Source organism: Larkinella knui, assembly GCF_003858645.1.
In the GTDB taxonomy this organism is placed as follows: Bacteria; Bacteroidota; Bacteroidia; order Cytophagales; family Spirosomataceae; genus Larkinella; species Larkinella knui.
In genome coordinates this window covers 332,103-356,988 of record NZ_RQJP01000003.1, presented here as the reverse complement: position 1 = coordinate 356,988, position 24,886 = coordinate 332,103, and the positions used below count along the sequence as shown (strand labels likewise).

The following is a 24,886-nucleotide window of genomic DNA, read 5'->3' as shown; positions in this document are numbered from 1 at the left end:
AATAGTTCCTTTTACCCGGCATGAAACTAGCCCGTTTTGCATTATTTCTGTTTGCGCCTGCCTCCCTATTCGCGCAACCGGCCGCTAAGAAAGTTCTGGAAACTCCGTCGTCTACGCTGAATCGCCCGAAACTGGTGGTGGGCATCATCGTCGACCAGATGCGGTATGATTACCTGTATCGCTTTTACAACAAATATACGGAAGGCGGTTTTAAACGAATGATGCGCGATGGATTTAACGCCCGCAACAATCATTATCATTATGCCGCCACGATTACCGCACCCGGTCATACCCACGTATATACGGGGTCGGCTCCGGCCATATCCGGCATAATCGGCAACGACTGGTATGATCGGGCCGCCGACCGGACGGTCTATTGTGTCGAAGATTCGTCGGTCAGAGCTGTAGGGAATACCTCGTCGGCCGGGAAAATGTCACCGCGTAATTTGCTCGTTACCACGGTTACCGATCAGCTGAAGGTTGCCACGCAGGGCCGTTCGAAAGTGATCGGTATTGCCATGAAAGACCGGGGGGCCATCCTGCCTGCCGGACATGCCGCGAATGCCGCCTACTGGTTCGATTCGAAAGACGGAAGCTGGATTTCGAGTACGTTTTACATGAAGGAGCAGCCCCAGTGGGCCAAGGATTTTAACGCACTCAAACTGTCGGATAAATACCTGACCCAGACCTGGGAAACCACCTTGCCACTGGCGCAATACACCGAAAGTACGGTCGATGATACGCCGTTTGAAAACCCGCTGGCGGGCGAGCCCAAGGCGGTATTTCCGCACCAGGCCATTGCGTCGCTTGGCAGTAAATACGAGGCCCTGCGCACCAGCCCCTTTGGGGATGTGCTGACCAAGGAAATGGCGGTGGCGGCCTTGAAAGGGGAGAATTTAGGCAAAGGCAGTGAGACGGATTTTCTGTGTGTCAGTTTTTCGTCGCCCGATGCCATTGGTCACCGCTTCAGTCCAACTTCCATTGAAATCGAGGACGAATACCTCCGTCTGGACAAAGTGATGGCGGAGTTGCTGACGGCCCTGGATGCGCAGGTCGGTAAAGGCAATTATTTTACGTTTCTGTCGGCCGACCACGGAGCCGCTGACAACCCGGCTTTTTCGCAGAGCCTGGGTTTGCCGGGCGGTTTTCTGGAAGGAAAAGAAATCGCTGCGACCACCGTCAAAGCCCTGACCGACGCGTTTGGCCCCGGCAAGTGGGTGATCGGCAATTCCAATGCCCAGGTATATCTGAATCACGATTTACTGCGGGAAAAGAAGGTAAAAGTGGCCGATGCGGTCGAAGTGGTTCGATTGGCTTTGTTAAAAAATCCCGGTATTCAGAACGTAATTAACCTGCATGACGTCGGGTCGAACTCCGTGCCGGAATACTGGCTTCCTTTTTTACGGAATGTCTACCATCCGAAACGAAGCGGAGACATCCTGCTGATTACCCAACCGGGCTGGCTGGAAGGGTACCAGAAAGGCGGTACCTCGCACGGAACGCTCTATAATTACGACACGCACGTGCCGCTGGTTTTTTACGGCTGGGGTATCAAACCCGGCGAAACCACCCGCAGGACGCAGATTGCCGACATTGCCTCGACGGTTTCGGCCCTGCTGCACATTCTGGAACCCAGTGGAAACATTGGGAGCCCGGTGGCGGAAGCGATCAAGTAAGGGTCGACAGAACCCCATAAATCGAAAGGAAGAATCAAGCAAAAAGCGACCGGTATCGGTCGCTTTTTGCTTGAAAACTAGCTCGTCCAGAATCATTACAACAAACTCCCGACGGACGCCGGTCTAACCACCGCCCGGCTTCCCTCCATGCGCCGAATCACCACGGCTTGCCCTGCCATAATCGACTCGTGATGTTCCGAAACCGCTGCCCATTCCGTGCCGCGGTAGAAAATCCGGCCTTCGCCGGATGCGGGGATGGTTTCCGTCACCGTGGCTTTATCACCAACCGATTCGATGTATTCCTGCTTTTTCGTGCGGGATTCGAACCAGCGCCGGAGCGGTTTTCGGCCGGTGACCAGTGTTAATACCGTAACGACCGCAAAACAGAATAGCTGTGTGGTGAGATTGGGGGTAATTCCCAGAACCGTAACCAAGGCCGTGACGAAAGCGCCGACACTCAGAAAGGTGAAGACAAACGAAACGCTGAGTAGCTCGGCAATCAGAAACAGAATGCCGAGCAGTACCCACAATTGAGGCCAGGTGATGAAATCCATGGTTATGCTTTTTTGTCCTGGTGTTTGACTACCGTCATGGCGGTTGAAATAATCGATGCCAGATCGCCGAAATTGGCGGGCAGAATCAGCGTGTTGTTGGTACGGGCCAGGTTGCCAAACTGATCGACCAGTTGCTCGGCCACACGCAGTTGCACGGCGTCCATACCGCCTTCGTCGTTGATGGCGGCTGCCACTTTCCGGATGCTTTCGGCGGTGGCATCGGCAATGGATTTGATGGCTTCGGCTTCCCCGGCGGCTTCGTTGATCTGCCGCAGCCGCACCCCTTCCGATTCCAGCACCACTTTCTGTTTCTGGCCCTCAGCAATGTTGATGGCCGATTGTTTTTCACCTTCCGATTGCAGAATCACCGCCCGTTTTTCGCGTTCAGCCTGCATCTGCTTTTCCATCGCGTTCAAAACGGACTGCGGGGGCGTAATGTTCTTGATTTCGTAGCGCAACACCTTCACGCCCCAGCCGATGGCGGCTTCGTCGATGGCCCGCACCACCGCCTGATTCAAGGTCGTCCGTTCTTCAAACGTTTTGTCCAGCTCAATTTTGCCCATTTCGCTCCGCATGGTGGTTTGCGACAACTGAATCACGGCAAACCGGTAATCGGCGATACCGTACGACGCTTTCTGGGCGTCGACGATCTGGATAAAAATCACCCCATCGACGCGCACCTGCACGTTGTCGCGGGTGATGCAAATCTGTTCGGGAATATCGAGGGCGGTTTCTTTCAGGCTGTGTTTGTAGGCGACCCGGTCGAAAAACGGAATGATAAACGTAATACCGGGTTGCAGCACGTCGAAGAATTTGCCCAGCCGCTCCACCACGTAGGCGGTTTGTTGCGGAACCACTTTAACGGTCATAAAAACAATCAGCAGGGCCAGAATAACAAGGGTCAGAAATACATATCCCATGGAAAGTGCAGGTTAAGAGGTTAAAAAAGAAGAACGATGACAGACAAGAGACGTGAGACCAACAGCAGGCAATGGCCATAGCCTGTCTTTGCTCTTTGGTCTCCCTTCTTTTATCTGGTTACGGTAAATCTCGGCTAATTCGATGGATAACTCCAAGCGGTGTGATGATAGGCAGAAAAAACCGTAAATGAAAGGTTGTGGGAACGGATGGAGAAAAATGAAGTAATCGTGTAATTTGCGGTATTCGCCCATCGCCGGGGAATGGACCCTGCCGAAAAGAAAATTAACCTGAACGTATGCGATAGTCATGGTTGCTATTCAATACCCCGATAAATGGGTTCGTGTGATTGGTATCCCGGTCTGGGCTATTCTGTTCCGGTTTATCGGGGATCCGTCTCCGCTGGGTAATTTATTTCTGAATCCCTTATTTTACCTGGATATGGCCGTTATCATGGGGGTCAACATCCTGCTTTGGGAATTAAACCGCTGGCTGATTCGGACCATGGACCGGCGGTATTCCTGGGCGGATCAACCCTTGCAACGGCTGGTTGCGCAGGGTGGGTTGGCGATCACCTCTACCGGTCTGGTTATTGCCGTTTTTAGCGTTATTTATAACAAATTTGTGCTGAAAAGGCCGCCCCCGTTCGATTTATCGATCACGATTTCCAACGACGTGCCGATTGGTCTGCTCTTCATTGTCATCCTGCACCTGGCGTATACCCTGTACTGGATGATCGTGTATCACCGCCAGACCGTAGCCGGATTCGTGCAACAACTGGCCGCCTTACAGGCCGGGCCGGAAGTTCGGTCTGAGACCATAGAAAACCGTACTCCCGCGTTGAAAACCTTGCTGGTCAATCAGGGAAAAGGATTTGTGCCGGTTTCCATTGAACAGGTGGCTTACATTTTTATTACGAACGAAATCAGCATCGTCAAAACCACCGACAGCCAGTCGTTCACCGTCGATGCCACGCTTGAACAACTGAGCGAACGGTTGCCCGCCGATGCTTTTTTTCGAACGAGCCGCCAGTTTATTACCCACCGGCGTGCCATCCGGAAGGTCGAAAACGACGGTTCCGGGCGGTTGGTACTGCATCTGCAACCGGCCCATACCGAAGAGGTGGCCGTTAGCCGTCGGCGCGTGGCCGAGTTTCGGCAGTGGATGGGTGCCTAACCTTACAATCTCCGCTCTTCAGACCTGCCATTCGCGTTTTCAATTCGCCCGATCACCCCGAAACCCCGACCGGTGGGCGGTCGAAAAGCCTCTCCTTATCGTTTTAAAGGCCAATTTTGCAGCCAACAACAATTACTGAACAAAGTCATGAAAACGGTACAAGTCCTCCTTGTCATGCTGCTGCCTATGGCCACACCGATCAAAGCGCAGAAGCCAACGGCGACCCGAAGCGGTCTGCCGGTTACCATCAGTGTATTCTCTGAATCCATCAGTTTGCCGACGTTCAAACACCTTCAGTCGGGCGGGATGGGACTCAAAATCGGAACCGAGCTTTACTACCGCAACCGGCCCGGCTCGCAACTCATCCAGACGCTGAACGTGGGCTATTATCGCCATCCGCGGGTGCAGTCCGGTTTATTTGTTAAGTCGGAATTTGGGTTTCGAAAATACGTCGGACCTTTCTATGCCGATGCGTTGGTGGGCGGTGGTGCGCTGCTTTTGCGGCCAGTATCCCCGTCCTACGAACGCGACGAAAGGACTGGAGACTACCGGAAAGCTCCGGCTACTCAACTCAAATTCATGCCGACGGTGAATGCCGGGTTTGGGTATCGCTTCCGCAACCGAACGGCGGTTTTTGCCCGCTACGAGTTATTCGGCGAAATGCCATTCCGTGAAATTTTACTTCCCCATCAGGCACTGCATTTGGGGGCAAGACTGATTCTTCAATAGCGTAAAACAACAACTACTCATGAAAAAACAATTGATTATCAGCGCATTCATGGCCCTGTTCCTCTCGGCGTGCGAAACCGAACCGATTCCCGGACCGGCGGCTGAACCCGGTTCGACGGACGAATATGCCGGCCATCCCCAAAACCAGATTTACCGGAAAGAATTGCAGGCCTTCCGCCGGAAATGGAACATCCCCGGCACCATTATGCTGTTGAAGCGGGGCGATGATCCCGTCTGGATCGGCGCCGACGGCAAGTCCAATCTGGAATACCAGACTGACCTTCGCATCAACGATTCGTTCCGTACGGGCAGCATTACCAAAGTGTTCGTGGCGACGGTCATTATGCAGATGAAGGAAAAAGGCCAGTTGCGTTTGGAAGACAATCTGGCAGCGGTATTACCCGAAGTAGTCGGCCACATCCCGGATGCGCACAAAATTACGATTCGGCATCTGCTGGCGCATACGAGCGGTATTGCCGATCCGACGAACGATGACCTTCAGTATCAGCTTGATTTGCTCAATAACCCATCCCGCCGGGTTGAGAAATCGACTGATGAACTCCTTCGACGGTACGTTTACGGTCGTGCACTCGTTTTTCAGCCGGGAGATCAGTTCGGATATTCAAATACCAATTTCTGGTTGCTGGGTAAACTGATTGAAAAGATTCGGGGGAAGCGTCTGCCGGCGGTTTTGGAAGAAGTGATTCTAACCCCTTTCGGCCTTACCCACACTTACCTCGACCGGCGCGACGACCGCAACGTGGTCCGGGGGTATAACGACTTTTACGCCAACGGAAACCTGATGGATGTTACGGCCATCGACCGCGCTGATTCTGACGGACAGGCCAATGGCGGACTGATTTCCACGGCGGAAGATTTGCTGAAATTTAGCGAAGCGTTTTTCGGCGGAAAAATCATCGGTCGGGCCTCAGTACAGGAAATGATGACCATTCAGCCCGTTCGGAAGGGTACCAATGAATACGGGCTGGGCCTGGAATCCTATTCGTCACCGGAACTGGGCATGGGTTGGGGCCATAACGGAACGTTATTGGGTGTGGACACCAACTGGTTTCATTTCCCCGATGCCAAGGCGACGTACATCATTTTCAATAACAACGGCGGAGGAGCGGACAAATCATTTGTGGAGAAGTTGCTGAAATAGGAACACCGCACAACGGATCTTTAGCCGAACCGTACATTTTTTGATAGGGCAGACAAACCAGTTGTTGTTATCCAGGCTGTAATGCGGTATATAGAGCAGAATTTAACGATTCTGGAACGTGCGGATCGATACTTCGTCTGCGCTTTGGCAATGCCGCTACAGAATACAGACAACATGACTGAATTTGATAAGTTGAAATACAGCAATACCTGGCGGGCGTGGGGGCCGTATGTCAGTGACCGGCAGTGGGGTACGGTTCGTGAGGATTACAGCGCCGACGGGGATGCGTGGAATGAGGTTAGCCATGATATGGCGCGTAGCAAAACCTACCGCTGGGGGGAGGAGGGCATTGGGGGCATCAGCGACAAAGAGCAATTTCTTTGCCTGGCGCTTTCGTTGTGGAATGAACAGGATTCGATTTTAAAAGAGCGCCTGTTTGGCCTGACCAACCGCCAGGGGAATCACGGTGAAGATGTGAAGGAACTGTACTATTATCTCGATAATGTGCCTTCCCACAGCTACATGAAAATGCTCTACAAGTATCCGCAGCAGGCGTTTCCGTACCAGGAACTGGAGGAGGAGAACCAACGGCGCACCCGGCTTGACCCGGAGTTTGAACTGATCGATACCGGCCTGTTCGATCAGGATGCCTACTTTGATGTGTTTATCGAATACGCTAAAAACGATGAGCATGACATTCTGGCCACCTATACGGTTTATAATCGGGGGGCGGAAGCGGCACCCTTGCACCTGCTGCCCACCTTGTGGTTTCGGAATACCCTGGACTGGAATGAGCCGGACAAAAAACCGGTTATTTCGGTGATCGATGCCAACACGCTGATCTTGAAAACCCGGAATCTGGGCGACTATTATTGTTACGCGGAAGGTGACGTCCGGTTTTTATTTACCGAAAACGAAAGTAATAACCGGCGTTTGTACAATGCGCCCAACACCGCCGATTATGTAAAAGACGGCATCAATAACTATGTCGTCAATGGCGAAAAAGACACGGTGAATCCGCAGCAAACCGGCACCAAAGTTTCCATCCATTACCCGGTAACGGTGCCCGCCAAAAGCGGCAAGGTGTTTAAGGTGCGGCTGACCAACAAAGAAACGGAGCAGCCTTTCGCCGACTTCGATGCCATCGTTGCTACCCAGAAAAACAACGCCGATGCGTTTTATGCGGCCCGGCAAAAAGAATCCGCAACCGGGGATGAAAAGCGGGTGCAACGCCAGGCCTGGGCGGGAATGCTGTGGAGCAAGCAGTTTTATTATTACAACGTCAATACGTGGCTCAAGGGCGACAAGGGCGAGATTCCACCCCCCGAAAGCCGGGAAACCATCCGCAACGCCGACTGGAAACACGTCATTGCGGCCGATGTCATTTCCATGCCCGATAAGTGGGAGTACCCGTGGTTTGCCGCCTGGGATCTGGCTTTCCATTGCATCGCCCTGGCCACCATCGACCCGGACTTCGCCAAAGAACAGTTGCTGCTCTTGTTGCAGGATCGCTATATGCATCCGAATGGCCAGTTACCGGCGTATGAATGGAATTTCAGCGATGTGAATCCGCCCGTACACGCACTGGCCGCCTGGAAAGTTTATAAAGCCGACGAAGCCCTGAACGGAAAACCGGATACAGCATTCCTGCAACGGGTTTTGCACAAACTCATGCTCAATTTTACCTGGTGGGTAAACCGGAAAGACAGCGAAGGCAACAATATTTTTGAAGGCGGTTTTCTGGGACTGGACAACATCGGCGTTTTTGACCGCAGCGCACCGCTGCCCGGCGGGGGCAAACTGGAGCAGGCCGATGGAACGAGCTGGATGGCGATGTATTCGCTGACGATGATGCGCATCGCCATGGAACTGGCCCTCGATAATCCCGTTTACGAGGATCTGGCGATCAAATACGGCGAGCATTTTTTTTACATTGCTGGCAGTATGGCCAACATGGGCGACGTGGAAGGGCAGGGCCTGTGGGACGAAGAAGACGGTTTTTATTACGATATGCTCCGGATGCCCGATGGGTCGTGGAGTCGGCTGCGGGTGCGGACGCTGGTCGGCCTGATTCCGTTGTTTGCGGCTCAGGTCGTGGAAGACCGAAAGTGGGGAAAGCTGCCACGGCTCGAATCCCATATGAAGTGGTTTATGGCGCAGCGCCCCGACCTGGCCGCCCTCATCAGCAACTGGCAGGGGCAGGCCGGGGAGGATAACATGCACCTGCTCAGTCTTTTGCGCGGTCACCGCATGAAGGCGTTGTTGCGACGCATGCTGGACGAGAACGAATTTTTGTCGCCTTACGGTATTCGGTCAATCTCGAAAACCTATGCCGCACACCCATATGACTACTGGCTTGAAGGTGAAAAATTTTCAGTGCGGTATACGCCGGCCGAAAGCGATAGCGGTATGTTCGGCGGAAACAGCAACTGGCGCGGACCCATCTGGATGCCGGTCAACTACCTGCTGGTCCAGGCCTTATACCGCTTTCACGAGTATTATGGCGATGATTTTAAAATCGAGTTGCCCACCGGCTCCGGTCAGTTTTCAACGATTAAGGAGGCCGCCGAACTGATTTCAAAACGATTAAATGCCATTTTTCTCAGGGATGAAAAGGGGAGGAGGGCGGTATTCGGGGAGAACGAAAAGCTCCAGACCGACGAGCATTTTAAAGATTATATTTTATTTCACGAGTATTTTAACGGCGATACCGGAAAAGGACTTGGTGCCAGCCACCAAACCGGCTGGACGGGCCTGGTCGCCATTTTGGACTAACATAACACGACGTCTGTTGAAATCGCTACTTCCTCAATCCGGCGATGTCGGTTGCTTTTTGGCTACGCGGCAAAATGAAAACCCGCGCCCTAAGGGGATGGGAACACGGATTGGGCGGATTGAACGGATCAAAAAACGGATTTTTTATCTGCGTAAATTCGCCCAATCCGTGTTCCAGACGTATCAACCAGTATCAAACCTATACAAGCATGAAACGTTTCGAAGGGAAAAACGTATTGATCAGCGGCAGTTCACAGGGCATCGGGGCGGCTTGTGCCTTGCGGATGGCCAGTGAAGGAGCCAACATCATTTTGAACGGCCGCAAATTTGACGAGCGCGGTCAGGGAATTATCGATCAGATTACGGCCATGGGGCAGCAGGCCAAATTTATTGCTGCGGATGTGAGTGACCCCAAAAATGTTATCGACCTGGTCAACGGGGCCATCGCGGCCTTTGGCAGTCTCGATGCGCTGGTCAATAATGCCGGTGTGGAGCGTAACCATGACTTCTGGGACGTTACCGAAGAGGAGTATGATTTTGTTCTGAATACCAATTTGAAAGGCGTATTCTTTGGTATTCAGGCCTTTGTAAAATACTGCAAAGCCAACAACCGCCCCGGCGTGGTGGTCAACATGAGCTCGGTGCATGAGGAAATTATCTTTCCGCACTTTGCGGCCTACTGCGCCAGCAAGGGAGGGTTGAAAATGCTGACCCGGAATCTGGCCACCGAACTGGCTCCGCTCAACATTCGCATCAATAACGTTGCACCGGGGGCAGTGGCTACACCGATCAACCAGCATCTGATGGAAACGCCCGAACTGCTCAACCATGTGCTGAAAAATATCCCGATGAAGCGCCTGGGCAAACCGGAGGAAGTGGCCGCCGTGGTGGCTTTTCTGGCGAGTGAAGACGCCGGGTATGTAACCGGCAGCACCTACTTCGTGGATGGCGGTTTAACCTATCATTACGAGGAACAATAAATCAGAAAGAAATACAGGCGGAAAGGTTTAACCCTCTTTTAAATCAAACTTAATAGGGTTTTAATTCTGGAAACGCATCTTTCTGTCACTAAACCGGCCAGTAGGAAGGTTATATCATGTTAAACAGGTCAAGATCATGAAGAAGTTAATGATGGCCGCTGTCTGTGTGGCCCTATTTGCCGCCCCAACCGCCTTTGCCCAGGAAAAACCAGCGAAAGCCGACGCATCTACCACCGCCATGAAGGAAGGAAAAATGAAAGGCAAGCACGGTAAACACCAGGTTGTGACGAAAAAGACCGAAGTGAAAAAGACGCAAAAGAAGAGTAATCAGTGATTAGGTTTAATTGTGAAAAGCTAGAAAAGGCGGGAAATCTCCCCGCCTTTTCTTTTTTCGGGTAACTTACTGAAGCAGGAGCCGCGAAATGACCACCCGCTGAATTTCGCTGGTGCCTTCACCAATGGTGCACAACTTGGCGTCGCGGTAGAACTTCTCGACCGGAAAATCCTTCGTATAGCCATAGCCGCCGAAAATCTGCACGGCTTCGTCGGCGGCTTTCACGGCCACTTCCGACGCGTAGAGTTTAGCCATTGCCGATTCTTTGGTGACCGGTTTTCCCGCATCCTTCAAATCCGCAGCCTGGTAGGTGAGGAGTTTAGCCGCTTCAATCGTGGTGGCTAAATCCGCCAGTTTGAAAGCGATGGCCTGAAACCGGGCAATCGACTGGCCAAATTGCTGCCGTTCCTGGGCATAGTTCAGGGCGTGTTCGAACGCACCCAGCGCAATACCGAGGCTCAGGGCCGCAATGGAAATCCGGCCACCGTCCAGAATCTTCAACGACTGAACAAAACCGTCGCCAACTTCCCCCAGTCGCTGGCTGTCCGGAAGGCGGCAATCCTGAAAAATCATTTCGGCGGTTTCCGACGCCCGCATGCCCAGCTTGTCTTCTTTTTTTCCACCCAGAAAACCGGGTGTGCCGCGTTCGACTACGAAAGCCGTGGCATTGTGGGCCGTATTGGGTTCTCCCGTTCGGGCAATGACAACCGCCACATGGCCGCTTTTACCGTGCGTTATAAAATTTTTAGCACCGTTCAGGATCCAATCGTCGCCGTCCCGAACGGCAACTGTTCGCATATTTCCCGCGTCAGAACCGGTGTTGGGTTCCGTCAGTCCCCAGGCACCAATCCATTCACCAGTAGCGAGTTTGGGCAAATACAATTGCTTTTGTTGCGGATTGCCAAACGTCAGAATGTGGTTCGTACACAAGGAATTATGGGCCGCCATCGACAATCCGATGGCACCATCTACTTTAGCCAGTTCAACAATGGCACCAACGTATTCCCGGTAACCCAGCCCGGACCCGCCGTATTCTTGCGGTACTAAAATGCCCAGAAGTCCCAATTCGCCCAACTGACGCATGGTTTCGAGCGGAAAATGCTGATTTTCATCCCATTCCCGAACAAAAGGCAGGATCTGGCGGGCAGCAAAGTCACGAACGGTTTGCGCAATCAGCTGCGAAATAGCTTCTACTTGGTTTTCTACAATTTCTGAAGTCATGAGCGAGCTGTGCTGTGTGGTATTTTTATACGTATTTTAGTAATAATTTACAAAATTAAATTGATAGCCCCAAACTCCTTCCGAAATCAGTCCGGTAACGGTTCTACCAATTCAGGGGGTGGGTATCCGTGCGGTTAACTGGCATTGAACCAGCCTACTATCCGGGAAAAGTCGACCTCTGAATCACAAATTCCGGAATGAGCCACCAGAATTAAGCAAAAAAATCTATTTTTGTGTCCTGCAAACAAGGTATATAAAAAGTACAAATCACTTGCCTTTTTTCAACCATCCTTAGTATATACTACAATCACTTATCTATGAAATTAGCAGTTATTGGAACCGGGTATGTCGGACTTGTGACAGGAACCTGCTTTGCCGAAACCGGAAACCAGGTCGTCTGCGTTGACATCGACGAGCGAAAAGTTGAGAAATTGAACAACGGCATCATTCCCATCTACGAACCGGGCCTTGATGTATTGTTCAACCGGAATACCGCTGAAGGTCGCCTGAAATTTACGACCAACCTGGCCGAAGGGATTGAAGGCGCTGAGGTTATTTTTCTGGCCCTGCCCACTCCTCCGGGCGAAGACGGCTCGGCCGATTTGAAATATATTCTAAAAGTTTCGGATGATCTGGGGCCGTTGCTGAAGCAGTACGCCGTGATCGTCGATAAAAGTACGGTTCCCGTGGGAACGGCCGAAAAAGTGTGGCTGCACATTTCGCGGGGTGCCAAGATCGACTTCGATGTGGTTTCGAACCCGGAATTCCTGCGCGAAGGTGTGGCCGTGGATGATTTTATGAAGCCCGACCGTGTGGTGATCGGTACGAAATCGGATAAAGCCAAAGCCGTCTTGAATAAACTGTATGCTCCGCTGGTTCGGCAAGGCAACCCGGTTATTTTCATGGACGAACGTTCCGCCGAAATGACTAAATATGCCGCCAACGCGTTTCTGGCCGTTAAAATTTCATTCATGAACGAAATCGCCAACCTTTGCGAAAAAGCGGGTGCCAACGTCGATGACATTCGTCGGGGTATCGGAACTGACAGCCGGATTGGCAAGCGGTTTTTGTTTGCCGGGATCGGCTACGGCGGCAGTTGTTTTCCGAAAGACGTGCAGGCACTGGCCAAAACCGCTCAGGAATACGAGTACGATTTCAAGATTCTGAAGTCGGTTATGGAAGTGAACAACAAGCAGAAAAGCAAGCTGTTACCGATCATCAAAAAACATTTTGACGGCAATCTGGCCGGAAAAACCATTGCAGTTTGGGGGCTGGCTTTCAAACCGTATACCGATGACATCCGGGAAGCGCCGGCGCTGGAAAACATCCGGGCGTTGTTGCAGGAAGGAGCCAAAGTGACCGTCTACGATCCCGAAGCGATGGACAATGTGCGGAACATCCTGGGCAATCAGATCAATTACGCCCACACGTCGTATGCCGCCCTGGACGATGCCGACGCGCTGGTGATCATGACCGAATGGCCGCTGTTCCGTACGCCGGATTTCGGAAAAATGAACCTGTTGCTGAAAAACAAGCTGATTTTCGACGGTCGTAACGTCTACGAACTCGACCAGATGAAGGAAGTCGGGTATACCTATTACAGCATTGGTCGTGAAACGGTGACGCCGGAAGTGGCGCAAAGTGTCTGATCAGGATCGGAAAAAAACGCTAAAACGCTCATTTAAGAAATCAAGCAAGCAATTTATAGTTTAAAGTTTATGGTTTTCAGTCACTGAAAACCAGCAGGCTGTTCGACTATAAACGATAAACTAAAACTGACTAATTATTTATGAAACGCGTACTAATTACGGGCGGGGCTGGCTTTCTGGGGTCGCATCTATGCGATCGCTTCATCAAGGAAGGCTACCACGTCATTGCCATGGATAACCTCATTACGGGCGATATTCGAAACATCGAGCATCTTTTTCACCTGCCTAATTTTGAGTTTTATCACCACGACGTATCGAAATTTATCCATGTTTCGGGCGATCTGGACTATATTCTCCATTTTGCGTCGCCCGCCAGCCCCATCGACTACCTGAAAATTCCGATCCAGACGCTGAAAGTGGGCTCGCTGGGAATTCACAATTGCCTGGGGTTGGCGCGGGTTAAAAACGCCCGGGTTCTGATCGCTTCCACGTCGGAGGTATACGGCGACCCGGCGGTTCATCCGCAGAACGAAGATTATTGGGGCAATGTCAACCCGGTTGGTCCGCGTGGTGTTTACGACGAAGCCAAGCGTTTTCAGGAAGCAATCACGATGGCGTATCATACCTACCACGGTCTGGAAACGCGGATTGTACGGATTTTTAACACCTACGGACCCCGGATGCGACTCAATGACGGACGGGTTTTGCCCGCTTTTATTGGGCAGGCCCTGCGTGGGGAAGACCTGACGGTTTTTGGCGACGGAAGCCAGACCCGCTCCTTTTGCTACGTCGATGACCTCATTGAAGGCATTTACCGGCTTTTATTGAGCGATTATGCTTATCCGGTCAACATCGGCAATCCCGGCGAAATAACGATTCGTGAATTTGGTGAAGAAATTATTAAACTGACGGGCACCAAGCAAAAGCTGATCGTAAAGCCGTTGCCCACCGACGATCCTAAACAACGGCGTCCGGATATTACGCGCGCCCAGCAGATTTTGGGCTGGGAACCGAAAGTTTCGCGGGAAGAAGGGTTGCGGATTACGTATGATTATTTCCGGAGTCTGCCGGAAGAAGAATTGTATAAAGCGGCTTACCACCGCGAATTTGAAAAGAAATAAACAGACATACTTAGCCCGCGTACCGACGAACTTTAGTCCGTATTTTAAACGTCAGATTATTCGAACTATCTTCAAAAGACGGACTTTAGTCCGTCGGTACGTTAAAGCCCGCATGATCTCCAGGACCGTGCGGGCTTTTTAATTTTTTTATTGGTATTATTCTTGATACGGAAGAGTTAATTAACTTTCGGCATTACCTCCTCTAACCCGTTCCAGGTATGATACACCCACCGCTTTTTCGGTGTTTTTCAATGGTAAAGAAAGCGTGCAACAAGCTCATTATCACCAGTTGTAGCGTTATTTTATCTGCTCAGTTACCTGCCTTCGCTACCCTAATTCCCCAACCCGATGACTCGCTTTCCATCCGAAATGGCCGACTGACTGCCTACCAAAACACCAGCTCGGCGGATACGGTTTCCGGTAAAAAACTCAATCGAATCGTCACGGCAAATGCCTTGCAGGCGTTGCAGGGACAGGTCGCCGGTTTGCTGGTGCGGTCCAATTCCGGGAAACCGGGTGGGGCCGCAACCCTGCAGATTCATGGGCCGGGCCGCTTCGGCGATACCACCCCTTTAGTCGTAGTTGATGGCCTGATTATCGGACAAGCGGATAACCTGAATTGGCTGGCCCCGAACGCCATTGAGACGGTTGAAGTTCTGAAAGATGCTACCTCAGCGGGTTTGTATGGCATGCGGGGCGCCAACGGAGTCATACTTATTACAACCAAAAAAGGAAATACCGGCCAACCCCGCGTCACCGTCGATCTGTTTACGGGCGTTCAGCGGTCGAACCAGGCTCCCCAACTGCTCAACTCGCGCCAGTATGTCGATTATATCAACGACAGCCGCTCCAATGGCGGATTGATTCCGGCTTTTAAACTGACCAACCAGGCGTCGCTGGATACCCTGCTGAAAACCAATACCGACTGGCTTGGCGCCTTGTTTCGCCCCGCGCCGGTTCGGAGTGCTTACGTGTCGGTGGCGGGTGGCAATGAATCGGCACGTTATCTGATCGCTGCCGATTATTTCAAACAGGACGGCGTTATCTTAGGCGCTGATTTTGAGCGGTTATCGATGCGGCTGAACACGGATTTTGATCTGGCCGACAACGTGAAAGTGGGGCAAAACATGACGGTTAGCCAGTCGGTTCAGCACGCCAATGACGGAACCAGCGGCCGGACGCCCATCGAACAGGCCCTAAAAAGTGCGCCGTATCTGTCGATCACCAACCCCAAACGGATCGGCGGTTATAATGGAACGACCTATCTGGACGCCAGCAACGACGCGCTGAACCCCATCGGCTTGTCGGTATTGACCAACGACCGGCAAACGTCGCTGAATTTGATTGGTGATTTATTCGGCGAATGGACGATTTTCGATGGGTTGAAATACCGCGCCACGCTGGGCTTCGATCTGCGAAATTTCGACCGCGCCTATTCCATGCCCGCTTTCAACATGGGAGAATATAATATTAACCTGACGGCGTCGCTGGCCCGGGCCAAACAGACCGGTTACAACACCCTGCTGCATCACCAACTGAGTTATACGCACACGCTGGATGCTCATTCCCTGGCGATAGTGCTGGCCGGAAGTCGTCAGACCTACCGTACGAATGATGTTTCGGCCTTCGCCGATGATCTGCCCGGCAACGATATCCGCTCCCTGACGGCGGGCCAGTCGTCGCGGAACCGAACGGTGGGCGGTTCCTACGCATTTTACCGCGTCGTGAGTCTGATGGGGCAATTGTCGTACGATTACGGCCGGAAATACTGGTTAACGGCGGTTTTACGGCGCGATGGTTCGTCCCGGTTCGGGCCGGGTCACCGCTTCGGGGCTTTCCCGTCGCTGGGAGCAGCCTGGTACCTCAATAAAGAGCATTTTATGGAAGCGCTGCCGTATCTGAATACCGTAAAATTACGGGCAAGCTGGGGTAAAACCGGTAACGATAACGTGGGCGATTTTCAATATGCATCCCTGATTGCGCAAAATTACAATTATCCCTTTGGTCCGACCAACGCTTTTCTGGGTGTTGGCGCTTTTCCGAATACGCTGCCTAATCCCGGCGTTCGCTGGGAGACGACGACCCTGAGCAACGTGGGTTTGGATGTCACGGCGCTGGATAACAGCGTAAAACTTCGGGTTGATTATTTCCGGAAACGAACGACGGATTTGCTGGTGGAAGTTCCGCTGCCAGCCTCGGTTGGCGCTGCGGCTCCGCTCACCAATGCCGGAACAATCGATAATTCCGGTATCGATCTGAGTTTTAGTACCGAACGAAGCAACGACTGGTTTTCCTACAGCCTTACCGGGTTTGCCAGCTGGCAAAAAAATAAGGTAATTTCTCTGGGCGACCGGCCAACGCCGGTTTTTGGGGGCTTGGTGCAAGACGAAAGGGTGACGGCAACGGCGGTGGGCCAGCCGGTGGGAAGTTACTACGGTTTTCAACGGGTGGGGATTTTTCAAACCCGCGACGAAATCAGCAAGAATCCCAGCTTGACCGGCACGGAACCCGGCGACATTCGGTACGCTGATCTGAACAAGGATGGTAAAATTACCGACGACGATAAAACCTTTCTGGGTAGTCCGATTCCGACGTTCTATTACGGTTTTACGGCTTCAGTAAGTGTCCGGGGAGTCGATCTGTCGGTCTTGTTGCAGGGTGCGTCGGGCAATCAGCTGTACAATGCCAATGCGTACTGGCTCAATGGCTACCAGGGGCGGTATAATGCCGGAACGGAGGTGCTCGCCCGCTGGACGCGCGAGAAACCGTCGACCACGCAGCCCCGCGCCGATGCGTCCGGAACCCGCAATTTTCGCCCGTCGGACCGCTTTGTTGAGAGCGGCAGTTACTTCCGGCTGAAGTCCCTGCAACTGGGCTACACACTGCCCGAATCGCTGACATCGGGCTTCGGTGCCAGCCGGTTGCGGGTGTATGTTGGTGCGCAAAACCTGTTCACAAAGACAAAATATTCCGGTTTCGACCCCGAATTTGCCAGCAATCAGGCGCTGTCCGAAGGACTCGATGTGGCCCAGCAACCGCAGTCGCGGATGTTTTTGGGCGGTATACAACTTAATTTTTAATGGTTTACGGTTTTCAGTTTCCGGTTGACTGACGCAAAGCTGAAGGCGTCGCCAACCGGAAACTGAAAACTGTAAACAGAGCTCATATGAAAAAAATAAGTACACTTTTGCTAATTGCCGGGTTGGTAGCCGGTTGTAGCGACAAAGCGCTGGACGTTCAGAACGTCAATGAACTGACCACGGACAATTATTATAAAACCGAAGAAGATGCGCTCAAGGCGGTCAATGCTGCGTATGCGACGCTGGCATCGCCGGATCTGTATTCCCAGATCATGCATTTGACCCAGGAATTGATGTCGGACGAAACCAGCGCAACCGTTTCGACCAGCCCGAGCCTGGTTTTGATGCGGGAAGCCGAAGCCGATGCTTCAAATGAGGTCTTTAATTTCCTCTGGACGGGTTGTTATCAGGGCATTTACCGGGCTAATCTGGCGATCACCCGCATTCCCGGGGTTTCGATGAATGAGGCCAAAAAAAGCCGGTTGCTGGGGGAAGCCTACTTTTTGCGGGCGATGTATTATTTCATTCTGGTCACCAATTTTGGCGATGTTCCGCTCATTCTGAAAGTGGTCGATGTGAGTAAGCCCGAGGAGAAGCAGCCCACCCGGATTGCGGTTTCACAGGTGTATGCCGCCATTTTGAAAGACTTTGAAGAGGCTGAAAAACGGTTGCCGGTTTCCTACGAAGGGGACGAAATTGGCCGGGCAACGAGCGGAGCCGCCAAAGGATTTCGGGCAAAAGCGACTCTTTACCGGGCCAACCTGACCAACAGCCCGGCTGATTATGGGGCTGCTGCGAAACTGTTCAAAGAAATCATCGATTCGAACGTGTACGATCTGGTGCCGAATTACCGGGATAACCACACGAATACCAACGAAAATAATAAAGAGTCACTCTTCGAAGTTCAGTTTTCGACCACCGTTGATCCGGGGGCCTTCTGCGACGAATGCGGAACGGGCGGTTTGCGACCGCTGGAAATGGGCGTGCGGGGCCGGGCCTACAACAACGTCATTCCGTCGGAATGGTACGTGAAGCAGTTCGAAACGGGCGATACCCGATTGCTGGCGTCGGTTTTTGGGCCACAAGGCAGCAAATTTGACGGATTGGATTACTACAAAGTACTCGAATACAAATCCTGGTTTGATATTTTGCCGGTTGATTTTGCGGTTCGAAAATACCAGAAAGATGGCGGAAACGAGTTCGACTGGACGACGGGTTCGGACGTCAACATCCGGCTTTTGCGGTTTTCTGACGTGCTTTTGATGTTTGCGGAGGCCACCAATTCGGCCTCGGGACCAACCGCCGATGCCTATGCTGCCGTCAATCGGGTTCGGAAACGCGCGGGGTTGAAGGAACTCGACCCCGGTTTGTCGAAAACCGCCTTTATGGAGTGGATCGCCCACGAGCGGGTTGTGGAACTGGGGCTGGAAGGGCACCGCTGGCGTGACCTGGTTCGCTGGAAAAAAGCGTATCTCGAACTGACGTCGAAAGGCCGGCCTTTCGATGAAAAAAAGCATTACCTATTTCCTGTTCCGGCCAAAGAACGCCAGCTCAATCCCAACCTGACGCAGAATCCGGGGTGGTAGTGACTACCCCATACGGATTACCAAACACGGCCTATCGAAACAGGGCCAGGCCTTCGTTCGTCCGTGTTTGGTCTTTTTTCTTCTAAAACACCCACCATTTCGGTGCTTTTTGGGTTCGGCCGGGGGTTTCTACACATTCTGCACACGACGTGGGGGGCGGCTGCGGTGGAGGAGCAAGAATGATATCGGGCGTACCGGGGGCTTTACTCCGGTCGATGTAAAGCGGACGAATGATCATGGCCGAAGCTCCAAAATAACCTAATACCAGTTCATCGGATTTACTGACGCTACTGATGTTGCCCACCAGTAGAGCGGGGGCAGCATCAAAAATGCCACCGGTATTCTGAACCATGTCTTTTAGGGAAGATAGATACGTAAAGGCTTCCTTGGTCAGCGATTGCTGCTCGATTTCCACGTAGTAAGGCTGGTACGAATTAAAAGGTGCCCGCAGAATGGGCCGCCGACTGATTCGATTGCCATTGATGGCATTGTCGCTGGTAATATTGATCAGGTTTTGATACCGGATAACGTCCCAGCAGCGGTTGCAACACGTTAAGCCATAGGTGGTGTACGTGTTACAGGTTGGACATTCGAGAATTTTGATGAGACCGCAGTAAACAAGAGGTTCGTAATGGACCCAACTCCAGCGGTAACAGTCGTCCGGGTTAGCCGGATCTTTCAAATCGAGAGAAACATCAAACCCTTTATCAAACGAATCGGTGCCCAACTTCAATTGCTGGCTGTAGTCAACATAGATGGAGTCGATGGGCGCAACGGGCTTAAGCCGTTCCGACTTCGACTGGTACTCCCTTCCATCGGAAAGCCGGATGTGAAGCGTATACGTTTGGCCGCTATTCCCCCGCCAACTGGCATCGGGTTGATAATAGCCGGGCGATATTTCACCAAAAGTAGTACGCTGATTGGTATTATCGGTCACAAAAACCGTTGCTTTTTCTACCAGGTAGTTGAGGGATGTCGAGGTATAGTCGGCTGTTAGACTGAGGGTTACCCGACTTCGGCCGGGCTGGTCCGTCACCAGTCCATCCACCACCAGGGTGGGTGCCAGGGTCCGGACGTCGGGGTTGATCGGCGTAACACACTGGCAAAGCAATGTTGCCAAAACCAGTGTTATAAAGAGGGATACAAGTTTCATCCGGTCGTAGTTATAACTTGAAATTGTAGGTCAGTGACGGAATCGCGGACCCAAAAATGGATAACTTATTGGCGTCACCGGCGGAGTAGCTGCTAAACCGATAGAACACGGAATAGGCGTTTTTTCGGGCGTAAAGGTTGTATACCGAGAAGGTCCAGCTATACCAGTAGTGCGTTTTTCGAGCCGGATTTTTTTCCCACGTAAGCGAAATGTCCAGCCGGTGATAATCCGGAATGCGCTGCTGGTTGCGGTCGAGGTAAACCGGTAGGGTGATCAGATTATTAACCCGGGCTTTGGCGTAAGGGACCGTCACCGGCCTGCCCGTGCTGTAGGTGTAATTGGCCGAAAATGTAAACTTGAGCGATGGCCGGTAGATTGCCAGCACGTTTACCGCGTGCGGTTTGTCAAAATTGGCGGGATACCATAGGCCGTTATTGATCCGCTCACCGACGTACGGGCCGTCGATCAGCAGTTGGGTTCGCGTGTAGGCATAACTGGCCCAGCCCGTCAGAAAACCCTTGTTCTTTTTTAACATCAACTCCACGCCGTACGCCCGGCCCCGGCCCTGCACCAGATCGATTTCGGGGGTTGGATTCAGCAGGAGTTTGGCCCCGTCGCGGTAGTCGATCGCATGCTGGCTTCGGCGATAATAAACCTCGGTGGAAACCTCGTACGTGTCGTTGTGATAATTGCGAAAATAACCCGCCGACAGTTGATCGGCCACCTGGGGGCGAATGTGGTTATCACTCATTTTCCAGCGCGAGGTGGGCAATGCCGCCGTCGTGTTCGAGATCAGCTGTAGATACTGGCGGGTTCGGGTATATGAAAATTTCAGCGAACGATCCGATTGCAGGGCCCAGCGCAGGGCGAGACGCGGTTCAAAACCGCCGTAGTGTTGCGCAACCGATCCCCGTGCCACCAGCTCCTGACTGGCCAGTGTTTCGGGTCGACGCGGGCCATTGGGTGCGTAAGTACGTACTTCGGTTGGGCCGAGGAATAGGAAATGCGAATACCGTAATCCGGCAATAAGCGACGTTTTTTCATTCAAATTGATTTCATCTTCGGCATAGATACCGGCTTCCAGACCCTGTTCGGCAGGCAGATGAACCGGTTGGACGTTGGATACCGGACCGGGCGTCAGGGTGTTGGGTAACAACTGGTAATGGGTGGCCTGAAGACCAAAGGACCAGTGGTGGCGATCGGTTTGATAATTGAATTCAAGCTTGCCAATTTTCGATAACAATTCCGATTGCAACCGGAATTCGTTGCTCGTGTCGGGTACGCTGGTGGCCGACCGGTAGCGCGAAACTACGGCGGACAGGTTCATAATCAGGCGGTTGTTGAAGGTATGTATCCATTTCAGTGAACCATTGGCGGTCTGGTAATCGAAGCCCGTTTGCGTGGAAGACACATCGACCGACAACAGGGAATCTGAAGGCAGCAGCAAGTGGTCGTCACTGACGTAGGTCGACAGATAGACGGTATTGCGTTCGTTAGGCAGGTATTTTAGCTTCGCAGTAACATCATAGAAGCTGGCTTTCACATCCCGAATTCCGGCCGGCCCGAGTTTGAAAAGAAAGTTATTGATCGCCAGGCGCGTATCGGCAAAAAACGTAAGCTTTCGACCGGCAAGGGGACCTTCGATTCCCAGCCGGTTCGAGATCAGTCCAACCCCACCGCTGATCCGCAATTTTTCGGGATCAGGTTCTTTGGTCCGCACGTCGAGAACGGCCGACGTTCGCCCGCCATACCGGGCGGGCAGACTGCCTTTTTGCAGGGTCACATCGCGAATCGCGTCGGGATTGAATACCGAGAAAAACCCCATCAAATGCGATGAATTGTAGATGGGCGCATCGTCTAGCAGCACCAGATTCTGATCCACACTGCCTCCCCGAACATTGAGCCCGGTGGCGCCTTCGCCCACGGTGGTTACGCCCGGTAAGAGCAGCAAACTCCGCACAATATCGACTTCGCCCATCAGAGCCGGCATTTTGATGATGCTTTGAATGGGTAACTGCGTGACGCCCATCTCGACTTTTTTGACATTCCGATCCGTCGATTCCGTTTTTACCGTTACTTCATTCAAGAGTTGGGTATCGGGTAACAGGCTGATGTTGTTCAGGTTGCGATTGGGAGGGACGGTAACCTTTTGCTCAAAACGGATGTAGCCCAGGTGCGAAATTGACAGGGTGTAGGTGCCACTGGCAACGGTGAGGTTATAAAATCCTTCGCGGTCGGTGATGGCTCCCCGGCGGGTTTCCTGAACAAATACGGAGGCACCGCTGATGGGTTTGTTGGTGCCGGCTTCGCGAATATACCCGGAAATGACCCGGGAAAGCGTAGACTGGGCGAGTGCGCCAGTGGCACTGCAGAAAATAGCGAATCCAAGCGCGATGAGGTGGGTTGAAAGGCGTAAAAAGGTCACAAATCAGAACGGGTTTAGATCTTGATACAAGATAGCAACAAATGAAAGATTTGCAATATAGCAGGATTGTTTTGAACTAGTTGGCTAACATTCGGCTGCGGGAACAATCAGGGGTTAAAACCGGTGCTGCCATTAAAAATTAACCTAACTTGCGGGCGAAATGGTTGATTTTCAGAAAATGAACTACCGGGATCGGCTGGCAGAATGGGTACTGTTCGTAACGCTGTTTTGCGGGCTGTTTCTGCTTTGGGGGAGTTTTGGCGATTCCGCGTTCAGGCAATGGCCGATACGGATTGAGTCCGTCGCTTCAACCCGGCCGGTAACTTCTACGAAACCTTTCCGTTTCAAATACCGCCGAAAGGTAACCGTAAAAAAGGCTGTCTTTCGAGCTCCATTTTTAAATCAGGTGCCCGTTTTAATCGTGTTCAATCAACTCGAAAAAACGAAATTCAGGACTTTTTCAAAGCCGGTAGTTGCCCGTAAACCGGCTTGCAACTTTCTTCCTGTCAAGACCATTCCCCAAAGCTCCGACGAGGATGCCGTGGCTTTCTGCCGGGTCTAGTTACACCTCCACTGATGGACACCATCAGTCTTCTTTAAACTATCTTAAAAAGTCATCAGGCTGTTGATCGACAGCCGGTTATCAGATATTTTGGTATGAAAAAACTTAAAAAGCTGCTAAAGCTGGCGGGCTTGGGTGTGCTTATTCTGCTCGCTTTGATGGGCATCGGTATTGGCGGAGCAGGCCCCATTTTCTCTACGCAGAAAGACCGGTATAACGATACTGGAATCAGGACTGAACTGGTTGAAGGAAAAGAGGACGATTCCGGGCCGGTGGAATCAAAAGAAGCGAGGTAATGCTTCTAAACACCGAACGGCTGGACGTTACCTGCAAAAGTTGAAGTTTACAGGTAATGTTCAGCCGTTCGGTGTTTGTATTTAAGGTATCTAAACCACCATAATGTCTTTTTCCTTTGCGGCAAAAATTTCATCGATTTTGGCGATGTGGCTGTCAGTAAGTTTCTGAACGCGTTCTTCGCCCTTCTTCACTTCATCTTCCGAAACGCCTTCTTTCGTCAGTTTACGGATGCCGTCGTTGGTATCTTTTCGGATGTTGCGGATGTTAACTTTGGCAACTTCAATTTCAGCTTTGACTTTTTTAACCAGGTCCCGGCGTCGTTCTTCCGTTAAAGCCGGAATATTGAGACGGATGTTTTCGCCGTCGTTGGTTGGCGATAATCCCAGATTGCTGTTCCGGATGGCTTTCTCAATTTCGCTGATCATTTTCCTTTCGAAAGGCTTGATGGCGATGGTTCGCGCATCAGGTGTGGTGACCGAAGCGACATTGTGAATGGGAGAATTCATGCCGTAATACTCCACCTGAAGGCCGTCCAGCATGGAGGGTGACGCCTTGCCCGCCCGAATTTTGGATAACTCGATGTTCAAATGCTTCAACGCCTTTTCCATCGTATCCCGGGCGTCTTCGAGATAAAGCTCAATCTCTTCCATTGATTTAAAAATAATGATGAATTAGGAATGATGAACGATGAATTTTTGCACCGATTCTATTCATCGTCCATCATTCATCATTTTGTCAAAAATTTATCCGGTGATCAGTGTACCAATGTCATCGCCTTCGACCAGCCGAATCAGATTGCCTGATTTATTCATATCGAAAACGATAATCGGCAGGTTGTTTTCTTTGCATAATGTAAAAGCCGTCAGGTCCATCACATTCAGTTTCTTTTCGTAAACGTCCTGAAATGAAATGGTGGTATACCGGGTGGCGGTTTTGTCTTTGAACGGATCGGCGGTATAAACGCCGTCGACACGGGTGCCTTTCAATACCACATCCGCTTCAACTTCGATGGCCCGCAGGCTGGCTGTCGTATCGGTGGTGAAGTAGGGATTCCCGGTTCCGGCTCCAAAAATGACAATACGGCCTTTTTCAAGGTGACGGACAGCCCGACGGCGCACATATGGCTCGCAGACCTGTTCCATTTTGATGGCCGACATCACGCGCGTATACAAACCGTGTTGTTCGAGGGAACTCTGAATGGCCATGGCGTTGATCACCGTGGCCAGCATGCCCATGTAATCGCCCTGAACCCGGTCCATACCGCTGCGTTCACCCTGGATTCCCCGGAAAATATTGCCCCCGCCGATGACGATGGCAACCTGAACACCCATTTGAACAACCTGCTTGATTTCCAGACTGTAGGCTTCCAAAACCGCCGGATCAATACCGTACCCTTTTTCTCCGCTTAGGGCTTCTCCGCTAAGCTTAAGCAGAATGCGTTTATATTTGAGTTGAGTCATGAAGGAAAGTTTGGCGACAAAGATAGTA

Annotated in this window: 19 protein-coding genes; 12 read left to right on the top strand and 7 right to left on the bottom strand. The window is 51.9% G+C overall.

Translation table 11 applies throughout. The features are described from left to right. Positions 1-20: 20 nt before the first annotated feature. Positions 21-1,676 carry an alkaline phosphatase PafA gene (pafA, locus tag EHT87_RS15490; protein ID WP_124907560.1) on the top strand — a complete coding sequence of 552 codons (1,656 nt, stop codon included), beginning with the start codon at positions 21-23 and terminating at the stop codon, positions 1,674-1,676. Between the two features lie 95 nt (positions 1,677-1,771). On the opposite strand, the gene EHT87_RS15485 is transcribed toward pafA, so the two are convergent. Both EHT87_RS15485 and EHT87_RS15480 read right to left on the bottom strand, forming a co-directional pair. Further along, positions 1,772-2,230, bottom strand: coding sequence for an NfeD family protein (locus tag EHT87_RS15485; RefSeq protein WP_124907559.1), 459 nt, complete (start codon positions 2,228-2,230; stop codon positions 1,772-1,774). Between the two features lie 2 nt (positions 2,231-2,232). Then, positions 2,233-3,150, bottom strand: coding sequence for an SPFH domain-containing protein (locus tag EHT87_RS15480; RefSeq protein WP_124907558.1), 918 nt, complete (start codon positions 3,148-3,150; stop codon positions 2,233-2,235). A 307-nt stretch (positions 3,151-3,457) separates the two neighbouring features. On the opposite strand from EHT87_RS15480, the gene EHT87_RS15475 reads away from it, so the two are divergent. The 6 genes from EHT87_RS15475 to EHT87_RS15450 all read left to right on the top strand — a co-directional run bounded on the left by EHT87_RS15475 (position 3,458) and on the right by EHT87_RS15450 (position 10,304). After that, positions 3,458-4,324, top strand: coding sequence for a LytR/AlgR family response regulator transcription factor (locus EHT87_RS15475; protein WP_124907557.1), 867 nt, complete (start codon positions 3,458-3,460; stop codon positions 4,322-4,324). 147 nt (positions 4,325-4,471) lie between these two features. Further along, positions 4,472-5,053: a hypothetical protein gene (locus EHT87_RS15470; RefSeq protein ID WP_124907556.1), complete on the top strand. Its 582-nt coding sequence runs from the start codon at positions 4,472-4,474 to the stop codon at positions 5,051-5,053. Between the two features lie 19 nt (positions 5,054-5,072). Then, entirely contained in the window at positions 5,073-6,215 is a 1,143-nt protein-coding gene (locus EHT87_RS15465) for a serine hydrolase domain-containing protein (protein WP_124907555.1), read from the top strand. A 174-nt stretch (positions 6,216-6,389) separates the two neighbouring features. Further along, positions 6,390-8,990 carry an MGH1-like glycoside hydrolase domain-containing protein gene (locus EHT87_RS15460; RefSeq protein ID WP_124907554.1) on the top strand — a complete coding sequence of 867 codons (2,601 nt, stop codon included), beginning with the start codon at positions 6,390-6,392 and terminating at the stop codon, positions 8,988-8,990. 209 nt (positions 8,991-9,199) lie between these two features. Beyond that, a complete protein-coding gene (locus tag EHT87_RS15455; protein WP_124907553.1) occupies positions 9,200-9,970 on the top strand; it encodes an SDR family NAD(P)-dependent oxidoreductase in 771 nt (256 codons plus the stop codon). Positions 9,971-10,106: 136 nt separating this feature from the next. Beyond that, complete coding sequence (locus EHT87_RS15450; RefSeq protein ID WP_124907552.1) at positions 10,107-10,304, top strand: hypothetical protein; 198 nt, start codon at positions 10,107-10,109, stop codon at positions 10,302-10,304. A 66-nt stretch (positions 10,305-10,370) separates the two neighbouring features. Here the strand turns inward: EHT87_RS15450 and EHT87_RS15445 are convergent, their stop codons facing one another. Then, positions 10,371-11,525, bottom strand: a complete 1,155-nt coding sequence (locus EHT87_RS15445) for an acyl-CoA dehydrogenase family protein (RefSeq protein WP_124907551.1) — start codon at positions 11,523-11,525, stop codon at positions 10,371-10,373. Between the two features lie 317 nt (positions 11,526-11,842). On the opposite strand from EHT87_RS15445, the gene EHT87_RS15440 reads away from it, so the two are divergent. The 4 genes from EHT87_RS15440 to EHT87_RS15425 all read left to right on the top strand — a co-directional run bounded on the left by EHT87_RS15440 (position 11,843) and on the right by EHT87_RS15425 (position 18,961). Then, entirely contained in the window at positions 11,843-13,174 is a 1,332-nt protein-coding gene (locus tag EHT87_RS15440) for a UDP-glucose dehydrogenase family protein (protein WP_124907550.1), read from the top strand. 140 nt (positions 13,175-13,314) lie between these two features. Continuing rightward, a complete protein-coding gene (locus tag EHT87_RS15435) occupies positions 13,315-14,295 on the top strand; it encodes a UDP-glucuronic acid decarboxylase family protein (RefSeq protein ID WP_124907549.1) in 981 nt (326 codons plus the stop codon). A gap of 218 nt (positions 14,296-14,513) precedes the next feature. Beyond that, on the top strand, positions 14,514-17,375 hold the full coding sequence (locus EHT87_RS15430; protein ID WP_124907548.1) for a SusC/RagA family TonB-linked outer membrane protein: 2,862 nt from the start codon (positions 14,514-14,516) through the stop codon (positions 17,373-17,375). A gap of 86 nt (positions 17,376-17,461) precedes the next feature. Beyond that, the gene (locus EHT87_RS15425) at positions 17,462-18,961 is read left to right on the top strand and encodes a RagB/SusD family nutrient uptake outer membrane protein (protein WP_124907547.1); all 1,500 of its coding nucleotides are present in this window, start codon (positions 17,462-17,464) and stop codon (positions 18,959-18,961) included. 82 nt (positions 18,962-19,043) lie between these two features. On the opposite strand, the gene EHT87_RS15420 is transcribed toward EHT87_RS15425, so the two are convergent. Further along, positions 19,044-20,114, bottom strand: a complete 1,071-nt coding sequence (locus EHT87_RS15420; RefSeq protein WP_124907546.1) for a DUF4249 domain-containing protein — start codon at positions 20,112-20,114, stop codon at positions 19,044-19,046. Positions 20,115-20,124: 10 nt separating this feature from the next. After that, on the bottom strand, positions 20,125-22,539 hold the full coding sequence (locus EHT87_RS15415; protein WP_124907545.1) for a TonB-dependent receptor: 2,415 nt from the start codon (positions 22,537-22,539) through the stop codon (positions 20,125-20,127). Between the two features lie 657 nt (positions 22,540-23,196). On the opposite strand from EHT87_RS15415, the gene EHT87_RS15410 reads away from it, so the two are divergent. Continuing rightward, positions 23,197-23,397, top strand: coding sequence for a hypothetical protein (locus EHT87_RS15410; protein WP_124907544.1), 201 nt, complete (start codon positions 23,197-23,199; stop codon positions 23,395-23,397). Between the two features lie 90 nt (positions 23,398-23,487). On the opposite strand, the gene frr is transcribed toward EHT87_RS15410, so the two are convergent. Beyond that, positions 23,488-24,048, bottom strand: a complete 561-nt coding sequence (gene frr, locus EHT87_RS15405) for a ribosome recycling factor (protein WP_124907543.1) — start codon at positions 24,046-24,048, stop codon at positions 23,488-23,490. 93 nt (positions 24,049-24,141) lie between these two features. Further along, positions 24,142-24,858 (bottom strand): UMP kinase, encoded by a 717-nt coding sequence (gene pyrH / locus EHT87_RS15400; protein ID WP_124907542.1) that lies wholly within the window; start codon positions 24,856-24,858, stop codon positions 24,142-24,144. Positions 24,859-24,886: the final 28 nt, after the last annotated feature.

Bases quoted from the DNA above. Each gene is read 5' to 3' on its own strand.
- pafA (WP_124907560.1), top strand. From the start codon at position 21: ATGAAACTAGCCCGTTTTGCATTATTTCTGTTTGCGCCTGCCTCCCTA.
- EHT87_RS15485 (WP_124907559.1), bottom strand. From the start codon at position 2,230: ATGGATTTCATCACCTGGCCTCAATTGTGGGTACTGCTCGGCATTCTG.
- EHT87_RS15480 (WP_124907558.1), bottom strand. From the start codon at position 3,150: ATGGGATATGTATTTCTGACCCTTGTTATTCTGGCCCTGCTGATTGTT.
- EHT87_RS15475 (WP_124907557.1), top strand. From the start codon at position 3,458: ATGGTTGCTATTCAATACCCCGATAAATGGGTTCGTGTGATTGGTATC.
- EHT87_RS15470 (WP_124907556.1), top strand. From the start codon at position 4,472: ATGAAAACGGTACAAGTCCTCCTTGTCATGCTGCTGCCTATGGCCACA.
- EHT87_RS15465 (WP_124907555.1), top strand. From the start codon at position 5,073: ATGAAAAAACAATTGATTATCAGCGCATTCATGGCCCTGTTCCTCTCG.
- EHT87_RS15460 (WP_124907554.1), top strand. From the start codon at position 6,390: ATGACTGAATTTGATAAGTTGAAATACAGCAATACCTGGCGGGCGTGG.
- EHT87_RS15455 (WP_124907553.1), top strand. From the start codon at position 9,200: ATGAAACGTTTCGAAGGGAAAAACGTATTGATCAGCGGCAGTTCACAG.
- EHT87_RS15450 (WP_124907552.1), top strand. From the start codon at position 10,107: ATGAAGAAGTTAATGATGGCCGCTGTCTGTGTGGCCCTATTTGCCGCC.
- EHT87_RS15445 (WP_124907551.1), bottom strand. From the start codon at position 11,525: ATGACTTCAGAAATTGTAGAAAACCAAGTAGAAGCTATTTCGCAGCTG.
- EHT87_RS15440 (WP_124907550.1), top strand. From the start codon at position 11,843: ATGAAATTAGCAGTTATTGGAACCGGGTATGTCGGACTTGTGACAGGA.
- EHT87_RS15435 (WP_124907549.1), top strand. From the start codon at position 13,315: ATGAAACGCGTACTAATTACGGGCGGGGCTGGCTTTCTGGGGTCGCAT.
- EHT87_RS15430 (WP_124907548.1), top strand. From the start codon at position 14,514: ATGATACACCCACCGCTTTTTCGGTGTTTTTCAATGGTAAAGAAAGCG.
- EHT87_RS15425 (WP_124907547.1), top strand. From the start codon at position 17,462: ATGAAAAAAATAAGTACACTTTTGCTAATTGCCGGGTTGGTAGCCGGT.
- EHT87_RS15420 (WP_124907546.1), bottom strand. From the start codon at position 20,114: ATGAAACTTGTATCCCTCTTTATAACACTGGTTTTGGCAACATTGCTT.
- EHT87_RS15410 (WP_124907544.1), top strand. From the start codon at position 23,197: ATGAAAAAACTTAAAAAGCTGCTAAAGCTGGCGGGCTTGGGTGTGCTT.
- frr (WP_124907543.1), bottom strand. From the start codon at position 24,048: ATGGAAGAGATTGAGCTTTATCTCGAAGACGCCCGGGATACGATGGAA.
- pyrH (WP_124907542.1), bottom strand. From the start codon at position 24,858: ATGACTCAACTCAAATATAAACGCATTCTGCTTAAGCTTAGCGGAGAA.